The sequence below is a fragment of the Methyloligella solikamskensis genome, from assembly GCF_042676065.1.
In the GTDB taxonomy this organism is placed as follows: Bacteria; Pseudomonadota; Alphaproteobacteria; order Rhizobiales; family Methyloligellaceae; genus Methyloligella; species Methyloligella solikamskensis.
This window is the reverse complement of record NZ_JBHTJO010000001.1, coordinates 2616788-2636470: the sequence shown is the minus strand read 5'-3', so window position 1 is coordinate 2636470 and position 19683 is coordinate 2616788. Positions and strand designations below refer to the sequence as shown.

At 63.6% G+C, this 19683-nt stretch carries 18 protein-coding genes; 2 read left to right on the top strand and 16 right to left on the bottom strand.

The window, feature by feature from the left end; translation table 11 throughout:
• Positions 1 to 38 precede the first annotated feature (38 nt).
• The 5 genes from phnD to ACFQ2F_RS12580 form a co-directional block, all read right to left on the bottom strand.
• Positions 39 to 896 carry a phosphate/phosphite/phosphonate ABC transporter substrate-binding protein gene (gene phnD, locus ACFQ2F_RS12600; RefSeq protein ID WP_379090378.1) on the bottom strand — a complete coding sequence of 286 codons (858 nt, stop codon included), beginning with the start codon at positions 894 to 896 and terminating at the stop codon, positions 39 to 41.
• A complete protein-coding gene (gene phnC / locus ACFQ2F_RS12595; protein ID WP_449288919.1) occupies positions 893 to 1720 on the bottom strand; it encodes a phosphonate ABC transporter ATP-binding protein in 828 nt (275 codons plus the stop codon). The genes phnD and phnC overlap by 4 nt, the downstream gene beginning before the upstream one ends.
• 209 nt (positions 1721 to 1929) lie before the next feature.
• Positions 1930 to 2979, bottom strand: coding sequence for a class I SAM-dependent methyltransferase (locus ACFQ2F_RS12590; RefSeq protein WP_379090716.1), 1050 nt, complete (start codon positions 2977 to 2979; stop codon positions 1930 to 1932).
• 148 nt (positions 2980 to 3127) lie between these two features.
• A complete protein-coding gene (locus ACFQ2F_RS12585; RefSeq protein WP_379090376.1) occupies positions 3128 to 4831 on the bottom strand; it encodes an arylsulfatase in 1704 nt (567 codons plus the stop codon).
• A 52-nt stretch (positions 4832 to 4883) separates the two neighbouring features.
• Entirely contained in the window at positions 4884 to 5882 is a 999-nt protein-coding gene (locus ACFQ2F_RS12580; protein WP_379090374.1) for an HAD family hydrolase, read from the bottom strand.
• Positions 5883 to 5994: 112 nt separating this feature from the next.
• Here ACFQ2F_RS12580 and ACFQ2F_RS12575 point away from each other — a divergent pair, with 112 nt between their 5' ends.
• Positions 5995 to 6696: a Crp/Fnr family transcriptional regulator gene (locus ACFQ2F_RS12575; protein ID WP_379090372.1), complete on the top strand. Its 702-nt coding sequence runs from the start codon at positions 5995 to 5997 to the stop codon at positions 6694 to 6696.
• A 20-nt stretch (positions 6697 to 6716) separates the two neighbouring features.
• Here the strand turns inward: ACFQ2F_RS12575 and ACFQ2F_RS12570 are convergent, their stop codons facing one another.
• The 7 genes from ACFQ2F_RS12570 to ACFQ2F_RS12540 all read right to left on the bottom strand — a co-directional run bounded on the left by ACFQ2F_RS12570 (position 6717) and on the right by ACFQ2F_RS12540 (position 14835).
• Positions 6717 to 7691: an endonuclease/exonuclease/phosphatase family protein gene (locus ACFQ2F_RS12570; protein ID WP_379090370.1), complete on the bottom strand. Its 975-nt coding sequence runs from the start codon at positions 7689 to 7691 to the stop codon at positions 6717 to 6719.
• A gap of 200 nt (positions 7692 to 7891) precedes the next feature.
• Positions 7892 to 8149, bottom strand: a complete 258-nt coding sequence (locus ACFQ2F_RS12565; RefSeq protein WP_379090368.1) for a GlsB/YeaQ/YmgE family stress response membrane protein — start codon at positions 8147 to 8149, stop codon at positions 7892 to 7894.
• A gap of 97 nt (positions 8150 to 8246) precedes the next feature.
• Positions 8247 to 8528 carry a GlsB/YeaQ/YmgE family stress response membrane protein gene (locus ACFQ2F_RS12560; protein WP_379090366.1) on the bottom strand — a complete coding sequence of 94 codons (282 nt, stop codon included), beginning with the start codon at positions 8526 to 8528 and terminating at the stop codon, positions 8247 to 8249.
• A 105-nt stretch (positions 8529 to 8633) separates the two neighbouring features.
• Positions 8634 to 10151 (bottom strand): class I adenylate-forming enzyme family protein, encoded by a 1518-nt coding sequence (locus ACFQ2F_RS12555; protein WP_379090364.1) that lies wholly within the window; start codon positions 10149 to 10151, stop codon positions 8634 to 8636.
• Between the two features lie 81 nt (positions 10152 to 10232).
• Complete coding sequence (locus tag ACFQ2F_RS12550; RefSeq protein WP_379090362.1) at positions 10233 to 11543, bottom strand: HlyD family type I secretion periplasmic adaptor subunit; 1311 nt, start codon at positions 11541 to 11543, stop codon at positions 10233 to 10235.
• Between the two features lie 27 nt (positions 11544 to 11570).
• Positions 11571 to 13298: a type I secretion system permease/ATPase gene (locus tag ACFQ2F_RS12545; protein WP_379090360.1), complete on the bottom strand. Its 1728-nt coding sequence runs from the start codon at positions 13296 to 13298 to the stop codon at positions 11571 to 11573.
• 226 nt (positions 13299 to 13524) lie between these two features.
• A complete protein-coding gene (locus ACFQ2F_RS12540; RefSeq protein WP_379090358.1) occupies positions 13525 to 14835 on the bottom strand; it encodes an MFS transporter in 1311 nt (436 codons plus the stop codon).
• Between the two features lie 142 nt (positions 14836 to 14977).
• On the opposite strand from ACFQ2F_RS12540, the gene ACFQ2F_RS12535 reads away from it, so the two are divergent.
• Positions 14978 to 15268: a hypothetical protein gene (locus tag ACFQ2F_RS12535; protein WP_379090356.1), complete on the top strand. Its 291-nt coding sequence runs from the start codon at positions 14978 to 14980 to the stop codon at positions 15266 to 15268.
• 27 nt (positions 15269 to 15295) lie between these two features.
• On the opposite strand, the gene ACFQ2F_RS12530 is transcribed toward ACFQ2F_RS12535, so the two are convergent.
• The 4 genes from ACFQ2F_RS12530 to ACFQ2F_RS12515 all read right to left on the bottom strand — a co-directional run bounded on the left by ACFQ2F_RS12530 (position 15296) and on the right by ACFQ2F_RS12515 (position 19586).
• On the bottom strand, positions 15296 to 15997 hold the full coding sequence (locus ACFQ2F_RS12530) for a type 1 glutamine amidotransferase (protein ID WP_379090354.1): 702 nt from the start codon (positions 15995 to 15997) through the stop codon (positions 15296 to 15298).
• Between the two features lie 172 nt (positions 15998 to 16169).
• Positions 16170 to 17411 carry a class I SAM-dependent methyltransferase gene (locus ACFQ2F_RS12525; RefSeq protein WP_379090352.1) on the bottom strand — a complete coding sequence of 414 codons (1242 nt, stop codon included), beginning with the start codon at positions 17409 to 17411 and terminating at the stop codon, positions 16170 to 16172.
• Between the two features lie 37 nt (positions 17412 to 17448).
• Positions 17449 to 18228, bottom strand: coding sequence for a DUF1365 domain-containing protein (locus ACFQ2F_RS12520; protein ID WP_379090714.1), 780 nt, complete (start codon positions 18226 to 18228; stop codon positions 17449 to 17451).
• Between the two features lie 2 nt (positions 18229 to 18230).
• Positions 18231 to 19586 (bottom strand): NAD(P)/FAD-dependent oxidoreductase, encoded by a 1356-nt coding sequence (locus tag ACFQ2F_RS12515; RefSeq protein ID WP_379090350.1) that lies wholly within the window; start codon positions 19584 to 19586, stop codon positions 18231 to 18233.
• Between the last annotated feature and the right edge of the window lie 97 nt (positions 19587 to 19683).

Here is a 19683-nt window from a genome sequence, read left to right as displayed (position 1 = left end):
ATGGGGCCGGGGACGTGAGCCCCCGGCGCCTTATTCCTTTAGTTGGTCGGGACGTTGCCCAGGATCTGGGAGAGCTCGCGCACCACGTCGTAGTCGGAGTCCTCGACCGGCTTGAAACCCTCCGCCTTGAAGGGCGTAAGGACGGCCTCTTCGTCGAGCTCGTAGAAAGCCGTCTTGATCTTCTCCTTCAGCTCCGGGTCCAGGTTCGACCGCATGGTCCAGGGATATTGCGGGAAGGGCTTGGAGACCTCGAGCACCACGACCTTGTCCTTAGAGACGAGACCGCGATCGACTAGGCTCTTGAAGATCGGCTGGCTGAGGCCGCCGGCCTGGGCATGACCGTTCTGCACCGCCATGGCCACCGCGTCGTGGGATCCGGTGAAGTGCTCCTTGTAGTTCTCGTCCGCCTTGAGCCCGGCCTTCATGAGGATCGATTTGGGGATCAGATGGCTGGAGGTCGAAGCCGTGTCGCCATAGGCCATGTCCTTGCCTTCGACGTCCGCAATCGAGGTGACGCCGGCCTCCTTATTGCCGATCAGAACGGAGTGATAGGTCGTCTCGCCGTCCTTCTCAAACGCGGCGAAGGCCTCGATATCGGATTTGGATTTGGCCAGCGTGTAGGAGAGCGGGCCGAAATAGGCGAGATCCAGCCGGCCGAACCGCATCGCTTCGATCATCGAGGAATAGTCGGTGGTGACCACGAGCTCGATATTCTTGTCGAGCCGGTCTTCCAGATAGGTTTTGAGCGGCTCGTTGTTCTTGATGATGGTCGCCGCGTTCTCGTCGGGCAGCAGCGCGACCTTCAGGGTGTCGGGATCGGCTTCCTGCGCGGTGGCGGGGAGCATCGAAAGCCCGAGCAGGGCGAGGGCGCTGAATGCGAGCGTCGCAAGTCTCATAGCATTGCCTCCATGGCTGGCTGTTGTTCGGATGATTCAGTCGCGTCGGAATCGGCGTGCCGTTCCGTTGCTTTCGCAGGGGCGGTCTTCGGACCGGTCCCGTAGATCTGGTCGATCATTCTCTCGTTGAGCTGGGCGGCGGTCGTGTCGGCGACGATGGTGCCTTCCGACATGCCGACGATCCTGTCGGCGAAGCGCCGCGCCAGCTCGACCTGATGCAGGCTGACCACAGCGGTGATGCCGTCCTTGGCGCAGATATCCCGCAAGCTCTCGAGCACCTTGGCGGCCGTGGCCGGATCGAGGCTGGCGACGGGCTCGTCGGCTAGGATGAGATGGGGCTGTTGGCAGAGCGCCCGGGCCACGCCGACCCGCTGCTGCTGACCGCCGGAAAGCTCGTCTACCCGGGTGAGGGTCTTTTCGAGGAGTCCCACCCGGTCGATGGCACGGAGCGCGATCTGCTGATCGGCGCGGGGCAGGGGCAGAAGCGTGCGCCATGACGAGTGATGGCCGAGCCGGCCCGTGAGCACGTTCTTGAGCACGCTCAGCCGGCCGATTAGGTGGTGGTTTTGGAAGATCATGCCGGTACGCCGGCGATGGGCCTGCAGCGCCTGCGGGCTAGAGATGTCGCCGAAGGCGGCCGTCAGCACACGGCCCTTCGTCGGTCGCACCAACCCGTTTAGACAACGAAGCAGGGTAGATTTCCCGGCCCCCGACTGGCCGAGCAGAACGATGAACTCGCCCTTGCCGAATCCGGTCGTGCAGTTCCTCAAGGCTCTGACGCCATTGGGATATTGAACGCTTATCTCGTCCAGACGAACCATCATGATCTGTAATCGAGCTGCCTCGATGATTGCGAATTCAGATCATTCGTTCGTAGGCGCCGCCCATGACAGGGCCGTATCGCGTCGGTGACAGTTGGGTGAAATCTCGTGGTGCGGCGTGCGCAAAAGCGCAGCCATCAGCGCAGCGCCCGGCGGAATTCCCGCATGTTCGGCAGGCGCTCGAAAACAGCACCTGGACGCATTGGTTCTTTCTAAGCGCGGGCTTCCAGGATCATGTTGAACGGCGTCTCGGCCGCGCGGCGTACGCTTGCGAAGCCCGCTTCGGTCAGCACCTCGGTCAGCCGCTTCTCGCCCGCCTGGGCGCCGAGCGCGGCCCCCACCTCCTGGTTCAGCGAAGCCGGCACGCAGATATTCGTCGAGAAGGCGTAATAGATCCGGCCCACGGGATTGAGGTTCTCCGCCAGCGTGTCGCCGGCCAGAGGCTCCACGATCATCAGCGTTCCGCCGGGCTTCAGCGTCTTGCGGATATGGGAGGCCACGCCCACGGGATCGCCCATGTCATGTAGCGCGTCGAACACTGTCACTAGATCGTAGCCGCTGCCTTCGAAATCCTGCGCCTGGCCGACCTCGAAGCTCAGATTGCTCTGGCCGTTCGCGTGGGATTTGGCGTGCTCGATCGAGGGGGCGTGAAAATCGATGCCGGTGAACTCCGATTTCGGGAAGGCTTCCGCCATCACGGCAGTCGAGACACCGTGGCCGCAACCGACATCGGCGACCTTGCCGCCCGCTTTGAGCGTATCCACCACGCCGTCCAGCGCCGGTAGCCAGTCATTGACCAGATGGGCCTTGTAGCCGGGGCGGAAGAAGCGCTCGGTGCCGCAGAACAGGCACTCGCTGTGATCGCCCCAGCCGATACCGCTTCCGTATTTGAAGGCTTCTACCAGCTTCGGTTCGTCGGCGAAGACCGCCGCCAGGGAATAGAACCCGCCGGTCATGTTCACCGGGCTGTCGGGATCGGCGAGGATGGCGGCCTGCTCTGGTGTCATGGAGAAATCGCCGGTTTCTGCATCGTAGTCCACGTAGCCCGACGCCGCCTGGCAGGCGAGCCATTCGCGGATATAGCGCTCGTTCGTGCCCGTCTCGTCGGCAAGCTCCTGGGGGCTGAACGGTCCGCCTTCGGCGAGCGCCGCATAGAGCCCGAGCTTGTCGCCGATCAGAACCAGCGCGGCGGTTGCGGCCGCCCCCAGCTCCTGCACCATCGTGTGGAGCAGGGGCTCCAGTTTTTCCATGTTGAGGGTCATCATGCTGCTCCTTGCGTGGAACCCGAGAAACAACCTCGAGTGGTGAATACTACGCCGGAGTTCGGTCCGCGTGACGCCAAAAAGAGGCATAAAAAAAAGGCCGGCCCGTTTCCGGACCGGCCCTTCTCGGGTGCTTTGATCTTGCGCCTTAGTTGCCCGTGGGCATGGGAATGTTCACCCCATCCTTCTCAAGCTGCTTCCGGACCCAATCGAAGCGCTGATACCCGGAGAGGGTGATCGGGCCCGTATAGGTCTCGCTCTGCATCTTGCGGGGCGGATACTCGACATAGGTCTTCATAAGCTTCGCGAGCTCCTCGTTGCCGAGCACCGCCGCCCAGCTCTGCTCGGTGAAGTTGGTCATGAAGATGTCGTAGCGCTCTTGCGGGTCGGCCCGCAGGTCGTAGAGCTGCGGGATCGTTGCCACGTACTTCTCCGCGCCCTTCCAGCCGAGATTGGTGTCGACCGAAAGTCCGCCGGTCTGCTGACCGTCGTCGCCGCGCATGTTGAACACGAACTTGTACTGCTGGTAGCGGATCGCGCCCGGCGAAAGCTCGTTCTCGGTGAAGTAGAACCACTGGTCCCGAGGCGCTTCGCCCGACCCGGTCCAAACCGGCGTCATGTCGTAGCTGTCGAAGATGATCGGCTTGCCGTCCCGGTCCTCTTTCGGCAGCTCGGTACCGGCGACCGAGGCGAACGTGGCCATGAGGTCGAGACCGCCGGAGATGTCGTCGCTGACCACACCTTCCGCGACCTTGCCGGGCCAGCGCACGATGGCCGGCACGCGGTTGCCGCCTTCACGAACGGTACCCTTGGTGCCGCGGAACGGCGTGTAGCCGGCGTCGGGATAGACATCCTGCCAGGCGCCGTTATCGACCGTGTAGAAGACGATGGTGTTCTCCGCCATGCCGAGCTCGTCGAGCTTCTTCAGCAGCCGGCCGACCCGGGTATCCAGCTCGTAGACCGAATCCGAATATTTCGATTTCGAGATCGACTTATGCTCGAACTCCGGTGCCGGCATGTTCGGCTGGTGGTTCTTCATGAAGTTGACGTTGATGAAGAAAGGCTTGTCGGATTTTGCCGCGTCCTCGAGAAATTCGGTGGCCGCTTCTTCTACATAGGCGTCGAGATAGGGGATGCCCACCACGCCTTCCTCCGGCGTATCGACATACTCGCCGTTCACCGAAAAGACCTGCTTGGCCGGTTCGCCCGCATTGCCGGACATCGCCCCCTTGGTCACCTTCTGGAACATCTCACGCACTTTGGGATCCATGGCCGGGAACCACTTCGGATCGCCATAGGTGTAGGCGTTCAGGTGATACAGGAAGGCGTATTTCATCTTGTCGTAGCCTTGCGCGTTCGGTAGCGCGTAGTCTGCTTCGCCAAGATGCCACTTGCCCGTGAAGTAGGTGTCGTAGCCGGCCTTCTTGAGAACCGAGCCCAGGGTCCATTCCGCTGCCGGCAAGCCGCCGCCCTGGCCCTGGAAGGCCACGGTGGTCATGCCGGACCGGTTGGGAATGCGGCCCGTCTGGATCGCGGCGCGGCCAGGCGTGCAGCTCGGCTGGCCATAGAAATTGGTGAAGGTCATGCCTTCTTCGGCCAGCTTGTCGAAATTCGGGGTCTGCATCCCCCGCGCCTTGCCGCCGAGATAGGGGCCGAGATCGCCCCAGCCCGTGTCGTCGGAGACGATCAGCAGGATGTTCGGCCGATCGCTCTTGGTCTCGGTCGTCGTTTCGGCTGTTTCCTTCTTGGTGGGATCTGCCGGGGTTTCCGACTGGGCGTAGGCCGCCCCGGAAAACGCCATCACTGTCATCGACAGCGTGACGCACAGATATCGCTTCAATGGGCCACTCATGCCTGCTTCCTCCTACGAAGCTGTTCGAAAAATTATGCCGGGCCTCACCGTGCTACGGTTTAGGCTCCGGCGGGAAGATCTCTTTCCAGTCGGTCTTCATATCGACGACCGTCCAGCCTTCCTTCGGCGCCAGGTCGAGCCCCTTGTCGAGGCGTCCGAACTGGGTATCCCGGTCATAGGCGTATTCCCGTTCCGCATCTGTGTGGTGCACGATCAGGCCGAAGCGGGGGCCGTCGCCCGCCGTGGTCCATTCGAGCATCTGTAGATCGCCGTCGGAGTTGCCGAAGGCAGCAATAGGCCGCTGGCCTATATGCTGATTGATACCGACAGGCTTGCCCGGCCCGTCGTCGACGAAGTTCATCTCAGGCAGCCGAAAAAGCTCCGGCTTGCCGTCCTTGTCCTGGAATTCCGTCTTGATGCTGGAGCCCACCACCTGGTCGGGCGGCACCCCATAGACCCGATCCGTCCAGGGGCGCATGAACTCGATGCCGCCGCCCGAGACGATGAAGGTCTTGAAACCGTTGTCGCGGAGATAGTCGAGCAGCTCCAGCATCGGCTGGTAGGCGAGCTCGGTGTAAGGCTTCTTGAAGCGGGGATGCTTTGCCGTGGCGATCCACTTTTCGACGATCGCCTCGAACTCCGCCGGTGTCATGCCGGCATGGGTCGCCATGATGATCTCGACAAGCCCCTTCTTTCCGTAGGAGGCAAGGGTCTTCATGTCGCCTTCGAGCGCGGCCTTGAAGGGCTGCTGCTCTTTCCATTCCGGATGCTCCGGCGCCAGCTCTTTCACCCTGTCCATGGCGAAGACGAACTGGGTATAGGCCGGATGCTCGACCCATAAAGTCCCGTCATTGTCGAACACGGCGATCCGGTCGTCGGGCGCGACATAGTCCGCGCCGTCTTCCTCCGTCACCTTCTCGACGAAGCTTTCAATGGCTTGTTTGCTGGGACCGTCGTTCCATGAGGGAAGTGGATCCGCCTGGGCGAAGGCGGACGAGGCAATCGCCACCGCAATGGCTGCCAGCGCAATGACGCGCGCAGTGGACCCCATAGGACGCCCTCCCTAGGCGCTCTTTATTGTGGTCAGCCTACTCCTGCCGTATGACAGAGAAGCGATCATCTGATGGGATTGGTTCACAAATTCGGAAAATGGTTCTTCTGCTTTGAATCATGAGGTTACAAGGCTGCACGCGGCCCTCACGGTCCTGGAGCAGCGGGGGTGGTTCGCCCAGCGGAACGCAGCAGTCCGGAAGCGGCTCGGTTCGATTGCGAAGCTCCGCCATTTCGAGGCGAACGCGGCCGTATACCGGGCCGGGGACGCGCCGAGCGGGGTGTTTGGGCTGGTCCGCGGTTCGCTGAACTGTTCGTTCCCCCGCAGCGATGGCGAGGATTACGTCATGCACCGGGCCGGCGCCGGATTCTGGTTCGGTGATCTAGCGCTTTTGTCGGACCGCCCGCGCCTCGTGTCCCTCTACGCCGCCGAGCAGACCACCCTCGTTCATCTGCCGATCCACGAACTGAGCAAGATGCTGCGTGAGGATCCCGCTCTCTATGCGGATTTCTATCAGCTCACCTACGAGAACTTCGAGTCCACCTTCAAGATCGTCACCAACCTGTCCATGGCGTCGGCCACCAAACGGGTTGCCGACAAGCTGCTCTTCGAACTGAACGGTTGGCCGGACCAAGACGGTTGGCTGCCGATTTCCCAAGCCGATCTGGCACGCATGACGGCCATCTCCGTGCCGACCCTGCAGCGCGTGGTCAAACGTTTCGCAAACGAGGGGCTGATCGAGAAAAGCTATGGCCGGATCAAGGTGACCGACCGCGAAGGGCTCCTGGGCATCTGCCAGCAGGATGAAGCGTAGGGCTTTACGCCGGCTACAGCCTAAGGCTCGCCGACATAGGAGAGCCGCGCGAAGACCGGGAAGTGATCCGACCCGATATGGGGCAACACCTCGATCTCCTTGGTTGCGAACTCGTGGGTATGGAACAGGTGGTCCAGCGGCCAGCGGGCGAACCAGTAATCGGCGTGGAAGGTCGCATAAAGTCCGCGCCCGCGGCGCGGATCCTGTGAGCTCGAAATCCGCTGGAAGCTCGACGTGGTGCGTGACCAGGCGACGTCGTTGAGGTCGCCGGCCACCACGGAAGCTTCGCCGTCGTCGCGCATCTCCCGGGCCACGATCAGCAGTTCGGCATCCCGGTCTTCAGCGTCCTGCACCGGCCCGGGCGGCTCCGGGTGGAGCCCGTAGAACCAGAAGCTGTTCCCCGGCTCCAGGCTCAGCTTGGCCCTCAGCGACGGGATCTCCTTACGGACCAAGTGGCGTATCTCGCACGCCTCGAGGGGCAATCGCGTCATGAACAGGAGCCCGTAGCCATTGTCCTGGGGCAGGGCGGTGACGTGCGGATAGCGATCGGCGATCGGCTGGAGCTGGTCCTTCCACCAATCGTCGATCTCCACGATGAAGGCGATGTCCGGATCGTACTGTTTGAGGAGCGTGACGAGGGTATCGGCGTTGCGATTCTCCCGCCGCACATTGGCCATCAGCAGCGAGAGCTTACGGGTTTCCGGCTTCGCCGGCGGACGCGTGGGAGGTGGCAGAAGCGGCATGTAAGGCCAGATGCGCAAGGCCTGCAGCACGAGGGCGGGGATTAGCAGTACGGCCGCGATCCAGAAGAGCGGATCCTGCCAGCTGGTCGTCAGCGCAAGTCCCGCAAGCGCGACGGCCCCGCCGATGAGCAATTGCGGCCGCGGAAAATCGCAGATACGGACGATTCCGGCATGAGTCGGGATCAGAGGCAGATAACTGCCCACGATTACGATCGCCGCCAGAATGAAAAAAGCTACTGACAGTGCTGCCACTGTCTAAGCCCCCATGAATTTCGATCGGCAAATTTGGGTCAGTACAATTCAGTTCGGTCGCAGAGAATGCATCTAACGGAGAAGCGTGTCTCTCCGACGACGGAAGCAATATCGATACGCCGAGCGGGGAAGACCTGCAGGGAGAAAGTTCTCCATGCAGGTCCTCTGCACCCGCTTCGCAGCGGCGGCGCTACACGCGTCTAGCTGCGTTCTTTGGCGATGGCGCCCCAGATGAACAGCACGATGATCGCTCCGACGGTCGCGCCGATAAGACCGGCGGAATCCTCCGCATTATACCAGCCGATGAACTGGCCGAGATAGGTCGCGACGAACGCGCCGGCAATGCCGAGCAGGGTAGTCAGGATGAAGCCCTGAGGCTCGTTGTCCCCCGGCATGATGAATTTGGCGATGACGCCAGCAATGAAGCCGATCAGAATGATCCAAAGAATATAGAGCATAGCTCCCCTCTCAAGTTGCCTGCTCTAGCAACGTGCACGCCCCATTGCGGTTCCGCCGGTCCGAACCGTTCTCCACAGCGCTGTCGGACGCGGAAGCCTATCGTCGGGCCTGGATCAGCCGCAGGATGATCAGGAAAACCAGCGCCCCCAGAAACGCCGCGACGATGTCCCGAAGCGAAATGGAGACGGAATCGAGCCCCGGCCAGATATTGAAGAACCGGAACACCGCGCCGCCGATCAACGCGCCGACAAGTCCGAGGCCGAGATTCATCCAGCGTCCGAGCCCGCTGAGCTTGCCTGTGATGGCAAACCCGGCCAGCGAGCCGGCGAGCGCCCCGACGATAAGCCAAACTATGATTTGAACGATGGTAGCAGTCATGCTTCAGCCCTCCCTTGAAGACATGCTCCCCATGGGAAGGCTCGCTCAACGAGCGGGCGAGTACAAGCTTTTTCGCCGGGTCCGGATCGGCCCCTGAAGCATGCGCTAGTGGCTGTGCTCGTAGTCTTCCCGGAGCAACTTGCGCGCCAGCTTACCGTTGGCGCTCTTCGGCAGAGCGTCCAGGCGCACATAGATCCGCGGCACCTTATAGGCGGCGAGCTTCTCAGACGCGTAGGCCTGCAACGCGTCCTGATCGATCTCGCCAGAGGAAACATAGAAGGCGGCGATGACCGTCGTATCGGCCTTGACCTCCACCTCGGCGGCCGCGCTCTCGGCGATATCGGGATGGGCGTTCAGCACGGACTCGATCTCGATGGGCGAGACGCGGATGCCGCCCGCATTGATCATGTCGTCGGTCCGGCCGAGATAGGTGACCGCGCCGTCCTTGGCGAGACTCACATGGTCGCCGGTCAGGAACCATTCGCCGGAGAAGCGCTCCGCCGTCTCTTCCGCCTCGCCCCAATAGCCCAGCATCAAACCGGGGTCTCGCCGGGAGACGGCGAGCACGCCCGGTTCGCCGAAGTTGACTGGTCCGTCTTCGCCAAGCACCGCCACGCGGCGCCCTTTCTGCGGATAGCCGAGCGTGCCGGTCGGCGCCGGATGGGCTGGCGAGCTGGAGACGAAGGTGGAGCATTCCGACATGCCGAACGCTTCGTGGATCGGGGTGCCGGTCGCCTCTTCCCAATGGCTCCGGATTCCGTCGGGCATCTTCTCGCCGGCCGAAAGTCCGTGGCGGAGCGCGGGCAGGGCGGGAAGCGGTGTGCGCAGAAGCTTGCGATAGACGCCCGGCGCGGCAGCGAACAGCGTCGCTTCATGGTCTTTCATGAGCGCGCCGAGCTGATCAGGCGTCACCCCGCTATCGAGGATGAGCGCCGTCGCGCCACGGGTCCAGGGGTCGAGCAGCCCCGTTCCCAGCGTATAGGTCCAGTTGAACGCGCCTGCATGGAGCAGCCGGTCGCTCTCTTCCAAGCCGTACCAGCCCTCCCACATCATCCGCCGCGCCCAGATCGCGCGATGCGCATGGGTCACGGCGCGGGGCTGACCAGACGTGCCGGATGTGTAGATGATGTAGCCGGGCCGTTCCGGATCGCCCATGGCGTATTCCGCCGGCTCAAGCCCATTCATCTCGGTCAGCGCCTCGGCGGGAAGCACAGGGCAGGGCGCGTTCTCCGGAACCGCAACGCCGTCTTCCGCGACGATCAGTTTCGGCGCCACTTCCGTGATGATCTTGGCGACTTCCGACGCCGTGAGCTGGGCCGAGGTCGGCACGGGAATGATGTCGGCGGCGAGCGCGGCCAGGAAAGTCAGCGGAAACTCCACGCTGTTGCCCAGCCGCATGAGTAGGCGGTCGCCCGGCTGCAACCCTTCGGCCACGAAGCCCCGCGCCGTTCCCAGGACCGCGGCCTCGAGACGCTGATAGCTCCATCGGTCGGCAGCGGATGGAGAGATCACCGCAAGCGCGGTTTTATCGCCGAGATCTCGCGCGTGATGCAGCACATACGCTGCGAGATTGAAGGGCGCGGGGCAGGGCGGCGGCGCGCCCCGGTCGAAGATGGCATCCATGCCGCGCCTGCTAAGCCGTCCCGGCCCGTCTGGCAAGGGGCGAGGCTACGCCGCTCGATCCACCTCAGTCGCGCGAGGCGGCTACGCCTCCCGGAAGGTCCGCTCGATCTGGTCCTGCAGCGGCTTCAGCAGGAAGGAGAGAACCGTGCGGGGTTCGGTCTTCATGAACACCTCCACCGGCATGCCCGGCACCAGCTTCAAGTCGCCGAGCTTTTCGAGGCTCTTGGGATCGATCGTCACCCGTGCCAGGAAGTACTGCCGCCCCGTGGCCTTGTCCGTGGAGAGGTCCGCACCGATGCGGCTGATCTCACCGTCCACTTCGGGCGTCGTGCGCTGATTGAATCCAGAGAAATGCAGCACCGCCCGCTGCCCCGGCCGGAGCTGATCGATGTCGTTGGGCGAGACCTTGGCCTCGACGATCAGGTCGTCGTCCCGCGGCACAATCAGCATCAGCGGCTCGCCGGCCGACACCACGCCGCCCACCGTGTGAACCTCGAGTTCATGCACGATGCCGTTCTGGGGCGACCGGATGTCGACGCGCTTCAGCTGGTCTTCCGCGGCCACCTTGCGCTCCGCCAGCTCCGACAGACTTGCGCGGATCTCCGCGAGCTGCTGGGCGACCTCGCTGCGCATCTCCTCATCCACCTGGATGATCTGCAGCTTCACCTCGGCGATCTTGCCCTTGGCTTGGGCGATGGACGCAATCAGCTGGCCGCGCTCGCCCGCGAGACGGGCAGCATCCCGCTCCAGCGCCGTCACGCGATTGAGCTGAACCAGCTTCTTGTCCCAGAGCGTGCGGACCGCGCCGAGCTCCTTTTCCAGAAGCGCCATCTCGCTCTTCTTGGCCTCGGCCTGCTCGGTCAGGCCGGAAATCTCTTCGTTCAGCTGGGCGATACGCTCTTGTAGTTGGGCCTTGCGGCCTTCCCGCGCGTTCTTGCGCAGCTCGAACAGCTTGCGTTCGCCCGTCATGAGCTTCTTCACCGTCGGATCGTCCCGCCGCACCATGAGCTCGTCGGCGAAGTCGAGGTTGTCCGCCCCGGTCTTCTCCGCCTCGAGCCGGGCCTCGCGCGCCAGGAACTCATCGATCGACTTGGCGACGATGGCGAGATTGGACCGCGTCTGAGTCTCGTCGAGCCGCACCAGAACTTGGCCGGCCTCGACCTTGTCGCCCTCGCGCACCAGCAGCTCCCCCACCACGCCGCCGGTCGGGTGTTGAACCTTCTTCACGCTGGAATCGACTTCCAGAACGCCGGGCGCAATGACCGCACCGGAAATTTCCGTGACCACCGCCCACGCGCCGAGCCCGCCCACGAGCAGGAGCGTGCAGGCAAGGCCGAGCAGCATATGCCGCCGGAGTGCCGCCTTGGTTTGATGTGTCTGGTTCGCCGCCATGGAGTCTTACCTGTTGATTCTTGCCTGTTAGGCTGCCTCGGTCGCGCTTCGGACCAGTCCGCGCAGCGTCTTCTCCTTGGGGCCGAAACGCTCGATCCGCCCCTCGACCAGCAAGAGAACGAGATTTGTGGCCGCCAGCGCGCTCGGTCGATGGGCCACGACCACGGCGATTCCGCCGCGCTCGCGCACGCTTGCGATGGCCGTGGTCAAAGCTTGGTCGCCCGCCTCGTCGAGATTGGCGTTCGGCTCGTCCAGCACCACCAGGAACGGATCGCCGTAGAGCGCGCGCGCTAACGCCACCCGTTGCCGCTGACCAGCGGAAAGTGCTTCGCCGCTCTCGCCGATGATCGTGTCGTAGCCGGCCGGCAGGGACAGGATCAGCTCATGGACGCCGGCGGATTTCGCCGCGCTCAGGATCGCGTCGGGGCTGGCTTCGGGATCGAACCGCGAGATGTTTTCCGCAACCGTGCCGTCGAAAAGCTCAACGCCCTGGGGCAGGTAGCCGATATGGCGCCCGAGATCTTCGGCCGACCAATTGTCGAGGGCCGCGCCGTCCAGGCTGATCCGCCCCCGCAGGGCCGGCCAGACACCCACCAGGGTGCGCGCAAGCGTCGACTTGCCGGCGCCGCTCGGGCCGATGATGCCCAGCGCATCGCCGGCCTTCAGAGCGAAGGTCGCATCTCTGAGAACGATGCGCGGCGAAGCGGGCGGGGTGGTCGAGACGCCTTCGACGGCCAAGATCTCTTCCGGCCGCGGCAGCGCAAGCGGTGCCTGCCTGGCGGGGATCATGGTCAACATCTGCTCCAGGCTCTTCCAGCTCTGGCGCGCGCCCACGAAGCTCCGCCAGTTGGCGACCGCAAGCTCGACCGGGGCCAGCGCGCGGGAGACCAGAATGGAGCTCGCGATGATCACGCCGGCGCTCGCCTGCTCGTGGATCACGAGATAGGCGCCGAGGCCCAAGATTACCGATTGGATTAGAAGCCGCAGCGCGCGCGACAGGGTGCTGAGCCCGCTCGCCACGTCGTAGGCGCGGCGCTGATGCTCCAGATAGCCGGCATTGACCTCCGACCACCGGTCGTTAAGGCGATCCGCCATTCCCATGGCGTGCACGGCTTCAGCGTTCCGTCGCGTTGCTTCCAGAAGCCCGTTGCGCGAAGCGGCAAGCTCCGCGGCGGCGGCGGTCGGCCTGCGGGTCATGTACTCCGCCAGTATCGTGATCACGAAGAGGACGGCACCGCCGGCAAGAGCCGCAATGCCGATCAGCGGATGAAACAGGAAGCAAAGCGCGAGATAGACCGGGATCCATGGCAGATCGAACATGGCGGTCGGTCCGCCTCCGGAGAGGAACGAGCGGATCTGATCGAGATCGCGAACGGGACGCAGACCGTCGCCCTGGCCGCGCGCGAAGAACGGCAGCTTGGCGATGATTGAATAGACCCTGGAGGAAAGGCTTTCATCGAGATGGGTGCCGATGCGGCTCATCAGCCGCCCCCGGATTCCTTCGAGGATCGCCTGGAAGGCGTAGAGGATGATGACGAGGATGGCGAAGCCCACCAGCGTCTCGACGCTGCGGCTCGGCAGAACCCTATCGTAGACCTGCAGCATGAACAGCGGCCCGGTCAGCATGAGCACGTTGATCAATGCACTGAACAGGCCGACCGAAACGAATGCTGCGCGGCACTGGGAAAGAGCTTGGGCAAGCTCAGAGCGCTCAACGGGAGCGTCTACGTCTTGGAAACCTGCTTTTTTAACCACTTGTGCGTCCAGACCTCACTCATGCAACCACCGGTTGTCGGGTCCTCCCAACCTGAGCAACCGATCACTTAGAGCATGAGCTAATCAGACAAGCTCTTAAAAAGGCTCGAAAATTTCTAGTTAAAGCTTTGTCGAATAAGCCTTTTTCAGATTTAGGAAAATTGTCTGAGAAGCCCGGGCAAAAGGCCGGGAAATGGCGGCAGAGCTTAATAAATGCTGCGGTGCACTATCGAAGCGGCTCGCGGCTCCGGTCGGTCATGACGAAAGCGCCGACCGCGGCGATCGCTGCGCCGAACATCAAGAACCAAGCCGGCGCGAGCAGATCTCCCGTCGTGCCGACCAGTCCAGTCGCCACCATGGGCGCCGTTCCGCCGGCGATCCCGATGCCGATATTGAAGGAGACCGAATAGCCGCTCATGCGGAACGCGCTGGGGAACAGCTCCACCAGCATGGCAGGCGCGGTGCCCATAACCAGGGCCAGCATGATGCCGAAGAGGATCTGCGCCGCGGCGAAGCCCCAGATTCCGCCGGCGGCCGCCAGGCTGAAGCAGGCGATGGCCGCGACCGCCTCGGCGAGGAACACGCCAACCAGAAGGCTGCGTCGGCGGATCAGGTGATCCGTTGCAAGTCCCGCCAGGGGCACGACCACCAGCGCCGCCGCCTGGGCGAGGGTGTTGAACTGCAGCGCCGTGGCCTCCGGAATGCCACCGAACTCGCTGGCATAGACCGGGAAGAACACCATGGTGAGATAGTTCACGATACCGTAGCCGGAGGTGAACACGATGGCCGCGATCATGGCGCCCGGCGCCTTCGTGACCGCCTGCATCAGGGGCAGGGGGTCGTCGAGGCTGGGCTTCGGCGGCTTATGCCCATCCTCTTCCATGTGTTGGCGGAGGAAGTACCCGCCGAGCGCAATGACGCCGCCGAGCAGGAAGGCCAGGCGCCACGCCCAGCTTGAGAGCTGCTCCGGCGTGGCGAAGGTCACGATGAGGGCGCTGACGCCCGCGGCGAGCAGCATGCCCAATGTCGATCCGAAATTCGCAAAGCTTCCGGCGAAGCCGCGGCGGTGCTGGGGGGCCGTCTCCACCAGATAGCTCACCGAGCCCGTGAACTCGCCGCCAACCGAGAAGCCCTGCACCAGCCGCAACAGGAGCAGAAGGATCGGTGCCGCGATGCCGAGGGTCTCGTAGCCGGGCAAAAGCGCGATGCCCGTGGTCGCAAGCCCCATGAGAACCACGGAGAAGATCAGCACGAAGCGCCGGCCGAGCCGGTCGCCGAGATCACCCAGCACGAGCCCGCCGATGGGCCGCATGGCGAAGCCCACGGCGAACAGCCCGTAAGCGCCGATCAGCCCGGCGATCCGGTCCTCTGCCGGGAAGAAGATGGTGGCGAGCACGGGTGCGAGCAGCCCGTAGATGCCGAAATCGTACCACTCCAGAAGATTGCCGCCGGCGCCTGCGCCAAGGGCTGCAAGGGATAGCTGCTTCTCATGCGCCTGCTGCGATGCATCGCTGGCGCTCTGCTGGGCTTCGCTCATCTGGCTCCCGGCGCTCCGACCTTCCAATTCCCTACTACCACGCTTCGCCGGTGCGGCGCAGGCCCCGCACGACAAGCGGGACGCGGAACTTCACCAGACGGCAATCGGTTTTACGCGGCAGGCAACAAGACGGAGGAGGATCATGAGCGATACCAAGATCACCATCCAGCACGACACGATTCAGAGATGGGCCGAGGAGCGCGGCGGACGTCCTGCGACAGTGTCCGACACAGGCAAGGGCGGTGAGGCCGGCATTCTGCGTCTCGATTTCGAGCCCGACGACGCGCCTGGCCTGGAACGAATCTCCTGGGAGGAGTTCTTCGACAAGTTCGAGAAGGAACGTCTCGTCATGATGTATCAGGAGAAGACCGAGGACGGCTCCATCAGCCGCTTCCACAAATTCGTCGAGCGCGAGACGGCCCAGACCGACTAGGCCGTGCGCGTCGTTGGCTGACGCGCATCACGCGAACGTCGCGATCCACTTGTCGTAAAGGCGGTCGGTTAGCGCATGCATCCTGGCGCAGCGGCCTTCGATGTCCTTTCGGATCTCGTCGGCGCTTTGCACGGTGTCCGAAATCTCGTCGATATCGTCCCCATAGACCTGCAGCCAGGTTTTCAGGAGCTGGGGCGTGGCCTCCACATGGGCCACGGTGCCCACGATGGTGTCGCCGATGGCGAAGGCTTGGTCGGGACAGAAATCCGTCGAATAAAGCGAATCGGCGCCCTCGGGCAGGGTGAAAGCGTCGTGATGCCAGATCAGGATCTCCGGATCCTCCAAGTCGCCGAACCAGGCTCTTGCGGCGTCGGAGTCCGCGAGGCTGACCCTGTGCCAGCCGATCTCCTTCTGGGACATCGGCTCGATCTTCCCGCCGAACGCAGCGCTGATGAGCTGAGAGCCGAAGCAGTGGCCGAGGATCGGCACATCCGCCTCCGCCGCCTTGCGGATCAGGGCGATCTCGTCACGCATCCAGTCTGCATCCTCGGTCAGGCTGTTTGTGCAGCCCAGAAAGGCGAGCGCCGAAACATCGTCTGTCTGCTGTGGCACCGGCCGGCCTTCGTCTAGCGCGACGACTTCATAAGGGATGCCTCGGCGCTCCAGCGTGTCGGTCAGATGGCCGGCCTCGACCCAGTCTTGATGACGGATGATGCGGACAGGTTTCATCCCCTCCCTCTCCAATAAGCGAAAATGCGGTGATGGCCGGCGGATCGACCGGCGAAATGTTCAAAAGCAAAGTGTTCAGAAGCGCGCCCGTGATACGGCTGTCAGTGGGACAAAACCATATGGCGATCGGTCCCAGGGCCTGCAATTTAGCCGAAAGAGGTACCCCTTCGCGCTAGGAGGCCGCCTCTGTCTTGGGGCCGTCCTCTGCCACGAGCTTGAACAGGGTGACGTCGATGGAGCCGGTTTTGAATCCCGTCTCGCAATAGACGAGATAGTACTCCCAAAGCCGCCGGAAGCGTTCGTCGAAGCCCAGAGTCTTGAGCCGTGGCCATGCGGCGCGGAACCGCTTGCGCCATTCGGCGAGGGTCCGGGCGTAGCTCATGCCGAAGGATTGCTGCTGCACAAGCTGCAGACCGGCCCTCGCAGCCTCACGGGTCACGATGGAGACCGTCGGAAGCATCCCGCCGGGAAAGATGTGCTGCTGAATGAAGTCCGGGTAGCGCCGGTAATCTTCGAAGCGGTCCTCCTCGATGGTGATCGCCTGAAGCACCGCGATGCCCTGGTCGCGCAGAGACTCGCGGACTTTCCGGAAATAGGTGGGCCAGTAACGCTCACCCACTGCCTCCAGCATCTCGATGGAGACCACCCGGTCGTGGCGGCCTTCGTGATCCCTATAGTCTTCCAGCCGCAGATCCACCGCGTCATGGCCGGCGAGACGCTCCCGCCCATAGGCGAGTTGCTCCTTCGAAAGCGTGATGCCGGTGATCCCGCAACCGGCCTCGGCGAGCTTCTGGGCCAAGGAGCCCCAGCCGCAGCCGATCTCCAGCACGTCTTCACCGCCTGCAAGATCGAGAAGCTGAATGACGCGCGCGAGCTTCGCCTCCTGGGCGTCTTCAAGGGTCTCCGTGCCGGTGCGGTAGAAGCCTGAAGAGTAGGTCATCCCCTCGTCGAGCCAGCTCTCGTAGAACGCATTCCCGAGATCGTAATGGGCGCTGATATTCCGGCGGCTTCCCCGGCGGGTATTGGCCCGGGCGAGATGGGCCAGCTTGTGCTGGAGATGGGCAAGCACCGCGCTGCTGCGCCGCCGGCGGAGAACCTCCTCGTTTCGGATGCAAAGCTCCAGAAGCGCGCCGAGATCCGAGGTCGACCAGTCGCCGTCGAGATAGCCCGCCGTGAAGCCCGGCTCCCCGGCCAGCATGCGCCGCAGGCCCCGCCAGCGATGGATCACGATATCGGCCTGCAGGGAATCGCCCCTGCGGCCGCGCAGGATCGTATCGCCGCTCGGCAGCACCAGCCGCAGGCCGCCGATCTCGAAGCGCGGCAGCACCCGGTCGAAGAAGGCGCGCACGGCCCGCGTGGAAAGCGGACGCCGGCGTGGTTCGTCGGAAGCGAATTGGGAAACGTCAGAGTTCATCGAGGCAGATCCGTCCTCTTATAAATGTCGCGGGATGTCACTGGGAAAAGCTCACTGGATGTTCAGGTGGGGCAGGGCGGGGGCGTAGGCCGATTCCCTTCGCGAAGAGCTTCAGCGCATGCCAATGGATTGCGCCGATCACCTTCAGGGTAAGCAGCGGATGGGTGACGAGGAGGCGAAGCAAGACGCTGTCGCGCAGAGCCATCTCGTGACCATGCATCGATGCGGTCAGCATGGGCCCATCCCCATCCGACGCCACGATGTTGAGACCCACATGGTCCTCCGGCATCCGCGCCCGGAAGCGGTAGTCGAGATCCATGTCGAGGAAGGGCGAGACGTAGAAGCCTTTCGAGCAGCTCTGCGCCACCACGCCGTCAGCCTCCTCCGTCACGGGCATCAGATAGCTGTGCCGCTCGCCGAACGTATTGCTGACCTCGTAGAGGATCGCGGTCACCCGGTCGCCGGCATCGAAGACATAGTAGAGGCTCAAGGGATTGAAGCCGTAGCCGAGAATGCGGGGCATGGTCAGCAGCGAGACCCGCACGCCGTCTGTCTCCAGCCCGGCCTCGGCCAGATGGTCCAGCACCTGGGCCTTCAAATCCCGTCCGCTGCCGTCCCCATAGTCCGCATCCCGCAGGCTCAAGGCATTGAAACCATTGTGAGAGAAGAGCTTGAGACGCGCAGACACCGCTTCGATCTCGTCGAGATCGAGCAGCATCCAGAATACGCGGTAGCGCAAACTGTGAGCACGGGGACGAAGCCGCCGATGGGCCACCCAGCCGGCATAGAGTTTCGAGCGCATGGGAGGGAAACGCATGGTCACGCCGCAAGCTCCGTCCGGTCCGTTTCGGCATGATGCGGATCGACAATAATGCGCCCGGACTCGTCCGGCACGTCCCAGGGGCGTCGGAGACCGCCGAGCTGCTCCGCAACGGCCAGCCCCGCCTGCAGCCCATCCTCATGGAAGCCCGCGCCGAAATAGGCGCCGCAGAACCAGAGCCGCCGCCGGCCCTGCAAAGACCAGAGCGCGCGTTGGGCGTTGAGCGCGGAGGTATCGAAGATCGGGTGCTCGAAAGTCTGCCGGTGCCAGACCTTGTCCGGCTCATGTTCTGGGTTCAGGCTGACGAAGAAGGGCTGACGCGTGTCGAGCTGCTGCAGGCGGTTCATCCAGTAGGTGACCATGGTCGGCGCGTCACCGGCCGCGTTCCTGCGCCCGATGTGATTCCAGGCCGCCCAGGCCGCCGGCCGCCGCGGCATCGCGCTGGGATCGGAATGAAGCACCGCCTCGTTCCGGCTGTAGCGGAACGCGCTCAAGCAGCGGCGCTCTTCCTCCGACGGTGGGGCCAGCATTCCCAGCGCCTGATCTGCATGGGCCGCGACCACCACGTGATCGTGGCGCACCACCGCGCCCGTCTCGTCCTCAAGCTGCACGGACGCGCCGTCGCTCATGATCCGCGCGATGGGCGTCCCGAGCCGCAGGGTTGCGTTCGACTTCGCGATGAGCCTCTCCACATAGACTTTGGAGCCGCCCACGACGCTGCGCCATTGGGGCCGATCGCGAAAGCGCAGCAGCCCGTGATTGTGGAAGAACCGGATGAAGGAGGCGGCTGGATAGTCGGCCATGCTGCGCCCCGATGCGGACCAGATCGCCGAGCCCATGGGAATCAGATGATCGTCCCGGAACGCTTCGCCGTAGCCGCCGCGGTCGAGATAATCGCCAAGGGGCATTTCCGGCGGGAGCTCGTCGAGGTCCCGCGGCCCCTCCGCGTAGAACCGCCGGAGGTCGCGCAGCATGGACCAGAAGCGCGGCCCGATCAGGTTTCGCCGCTGGGCGAATAGCCCGCTCAAGCCACTCCCGGAATATTCCAGCGCACCATCGTCGAGCGAAACGGAGAACGACATCTCGGTCGGTTGCGTTGGTACTTCCAGCAATCGGAAGAGCGCGGTGAGATTGGGATAGGTATGCTCGTTATAGACGATGAACCCGGTGTCGACGGGCGTCTCGGCGCCGTTGTGGTCGACCGTCACCGTGTGGCTGTGGCCGCCCGGCCGCCTCTCGCTCTCATAGAGCGTGACGCGATGGCGCTGAGACAGCAGCCAAGCGGCAGCGAGTCCCGAGATCCCCGTACCGATCACCCCGATATCCAGCGGCGCTTCTGATGTATCCTGCAACAATGGATAAACCTTGCGAGATCGGTTGCCGGGCGGAAGGGCGCGATGCGGCCTATCTTCCGATAAAGTCTGCTAGCTACGCCATGCCGGCGGGCTTGGA

Bases quoted from the DNA above. Each gene is read 5' to 3' on its own strand.
- ACFQ2F_RS12550 (WP_379090362.1), bottom strand. From the start codon at position 11,543: ATGGCGGCGAACCAGACACATCAAACCAAGGCGGCACTCCGGCGGCAT.
- ACFQ2F_RS12535 (WP_379090356.1), top strand. From the start codon at position 14,978: ATGAGCGATACCAAGATCACCATCCAGCACGACACGATTCAGAGATGG.
- ACFQ2F_RS12590 (WP_379090716.1), bottom strand. From the start codon at position 2,979: ATGACCCTCAACATGGAAAAACTGGAGCCCCTGCTCCACACGATGGTG.
- ACFQ2F_RS12580 (WP_379090374.1), bottom strand. From the start codon at position 5,882: ATGGGGTCCACTGCGCGCGTCATTGCGCTGGCAGCCATTGCGGTGGCG.
- phnC (WP_449288919.1), bottom strand. From the start codon at position 1,720: ATGATGGTTCGTCTGGACGAGATAAGCGTTCAATATCCCAATGGCGTC.
- ACFQ2F_RS12520 (WP_379090714.1), bottom strand. From the start codon at position 18,228: ATGCGTTTCCCTCCCATGCGCTCGAAACTCTATGCCGGCTGGGTGGCC.
- ACFQ2F_RS12560 (WP_379090366.1), bottom strand. From the start codon at position 8,528: ATGACTGCTACCATCGTTCAAATCATAGTTTGGCTTATCGTCGGGGCG.
- phnD (WP_379090378.1), bottom strand. From the start codon at position 896: ATGAGACTTGCGACGCTCGCATTCAGCGCCCTCGCCCTGCTCGGGCTT.
- ACFQ2F_RS12585 (WP_379090376.1), bottom strand. From the start codon at position 4,831: ATGAGTGGCCCATTGAAGCGATATCTGTGCGTCACGCTGTCGATGACA.
- ACFQ2F_RS12565 (WP_379090368.1), bottom strand. From the start codon at position 8,149: ATGCTCTATATTCTTTGGATCATTCTGATCGGCTTCATTGCTGGCGTC.
- ACFQ2F_RS12540 (WP_379090358.1), bottom strand. From the start codon at position 14,835: ATGAGCGAAGCCCAGCAGAGCGCCAGCGATGCATCGCAGCAGGCGCAT.
- ACFQ2F_RS12530 (WP_379090354.1), bottom strand. From the start codon at position 15,997: ATGAAACCTGTCCGCATCATCCGTCATCAAGACTGGGTCGAGGCCGGC.
- ACFQ2F_RS12525 (WP_379090352.1), bottom strand. From the start codon at position 17,411: ATGAACTCTGACGTTTCCCAATTCGCTTCCGACGAACCACGCCGGCGT.
- ACFQ2F_RS12555 (WP_379090364.1), bottom strand. From the start codon at position 10,151: ATGGATGCCATCTTCGACCGGGGCGCGCCGCCGCCCTGCCCCGCGCCC.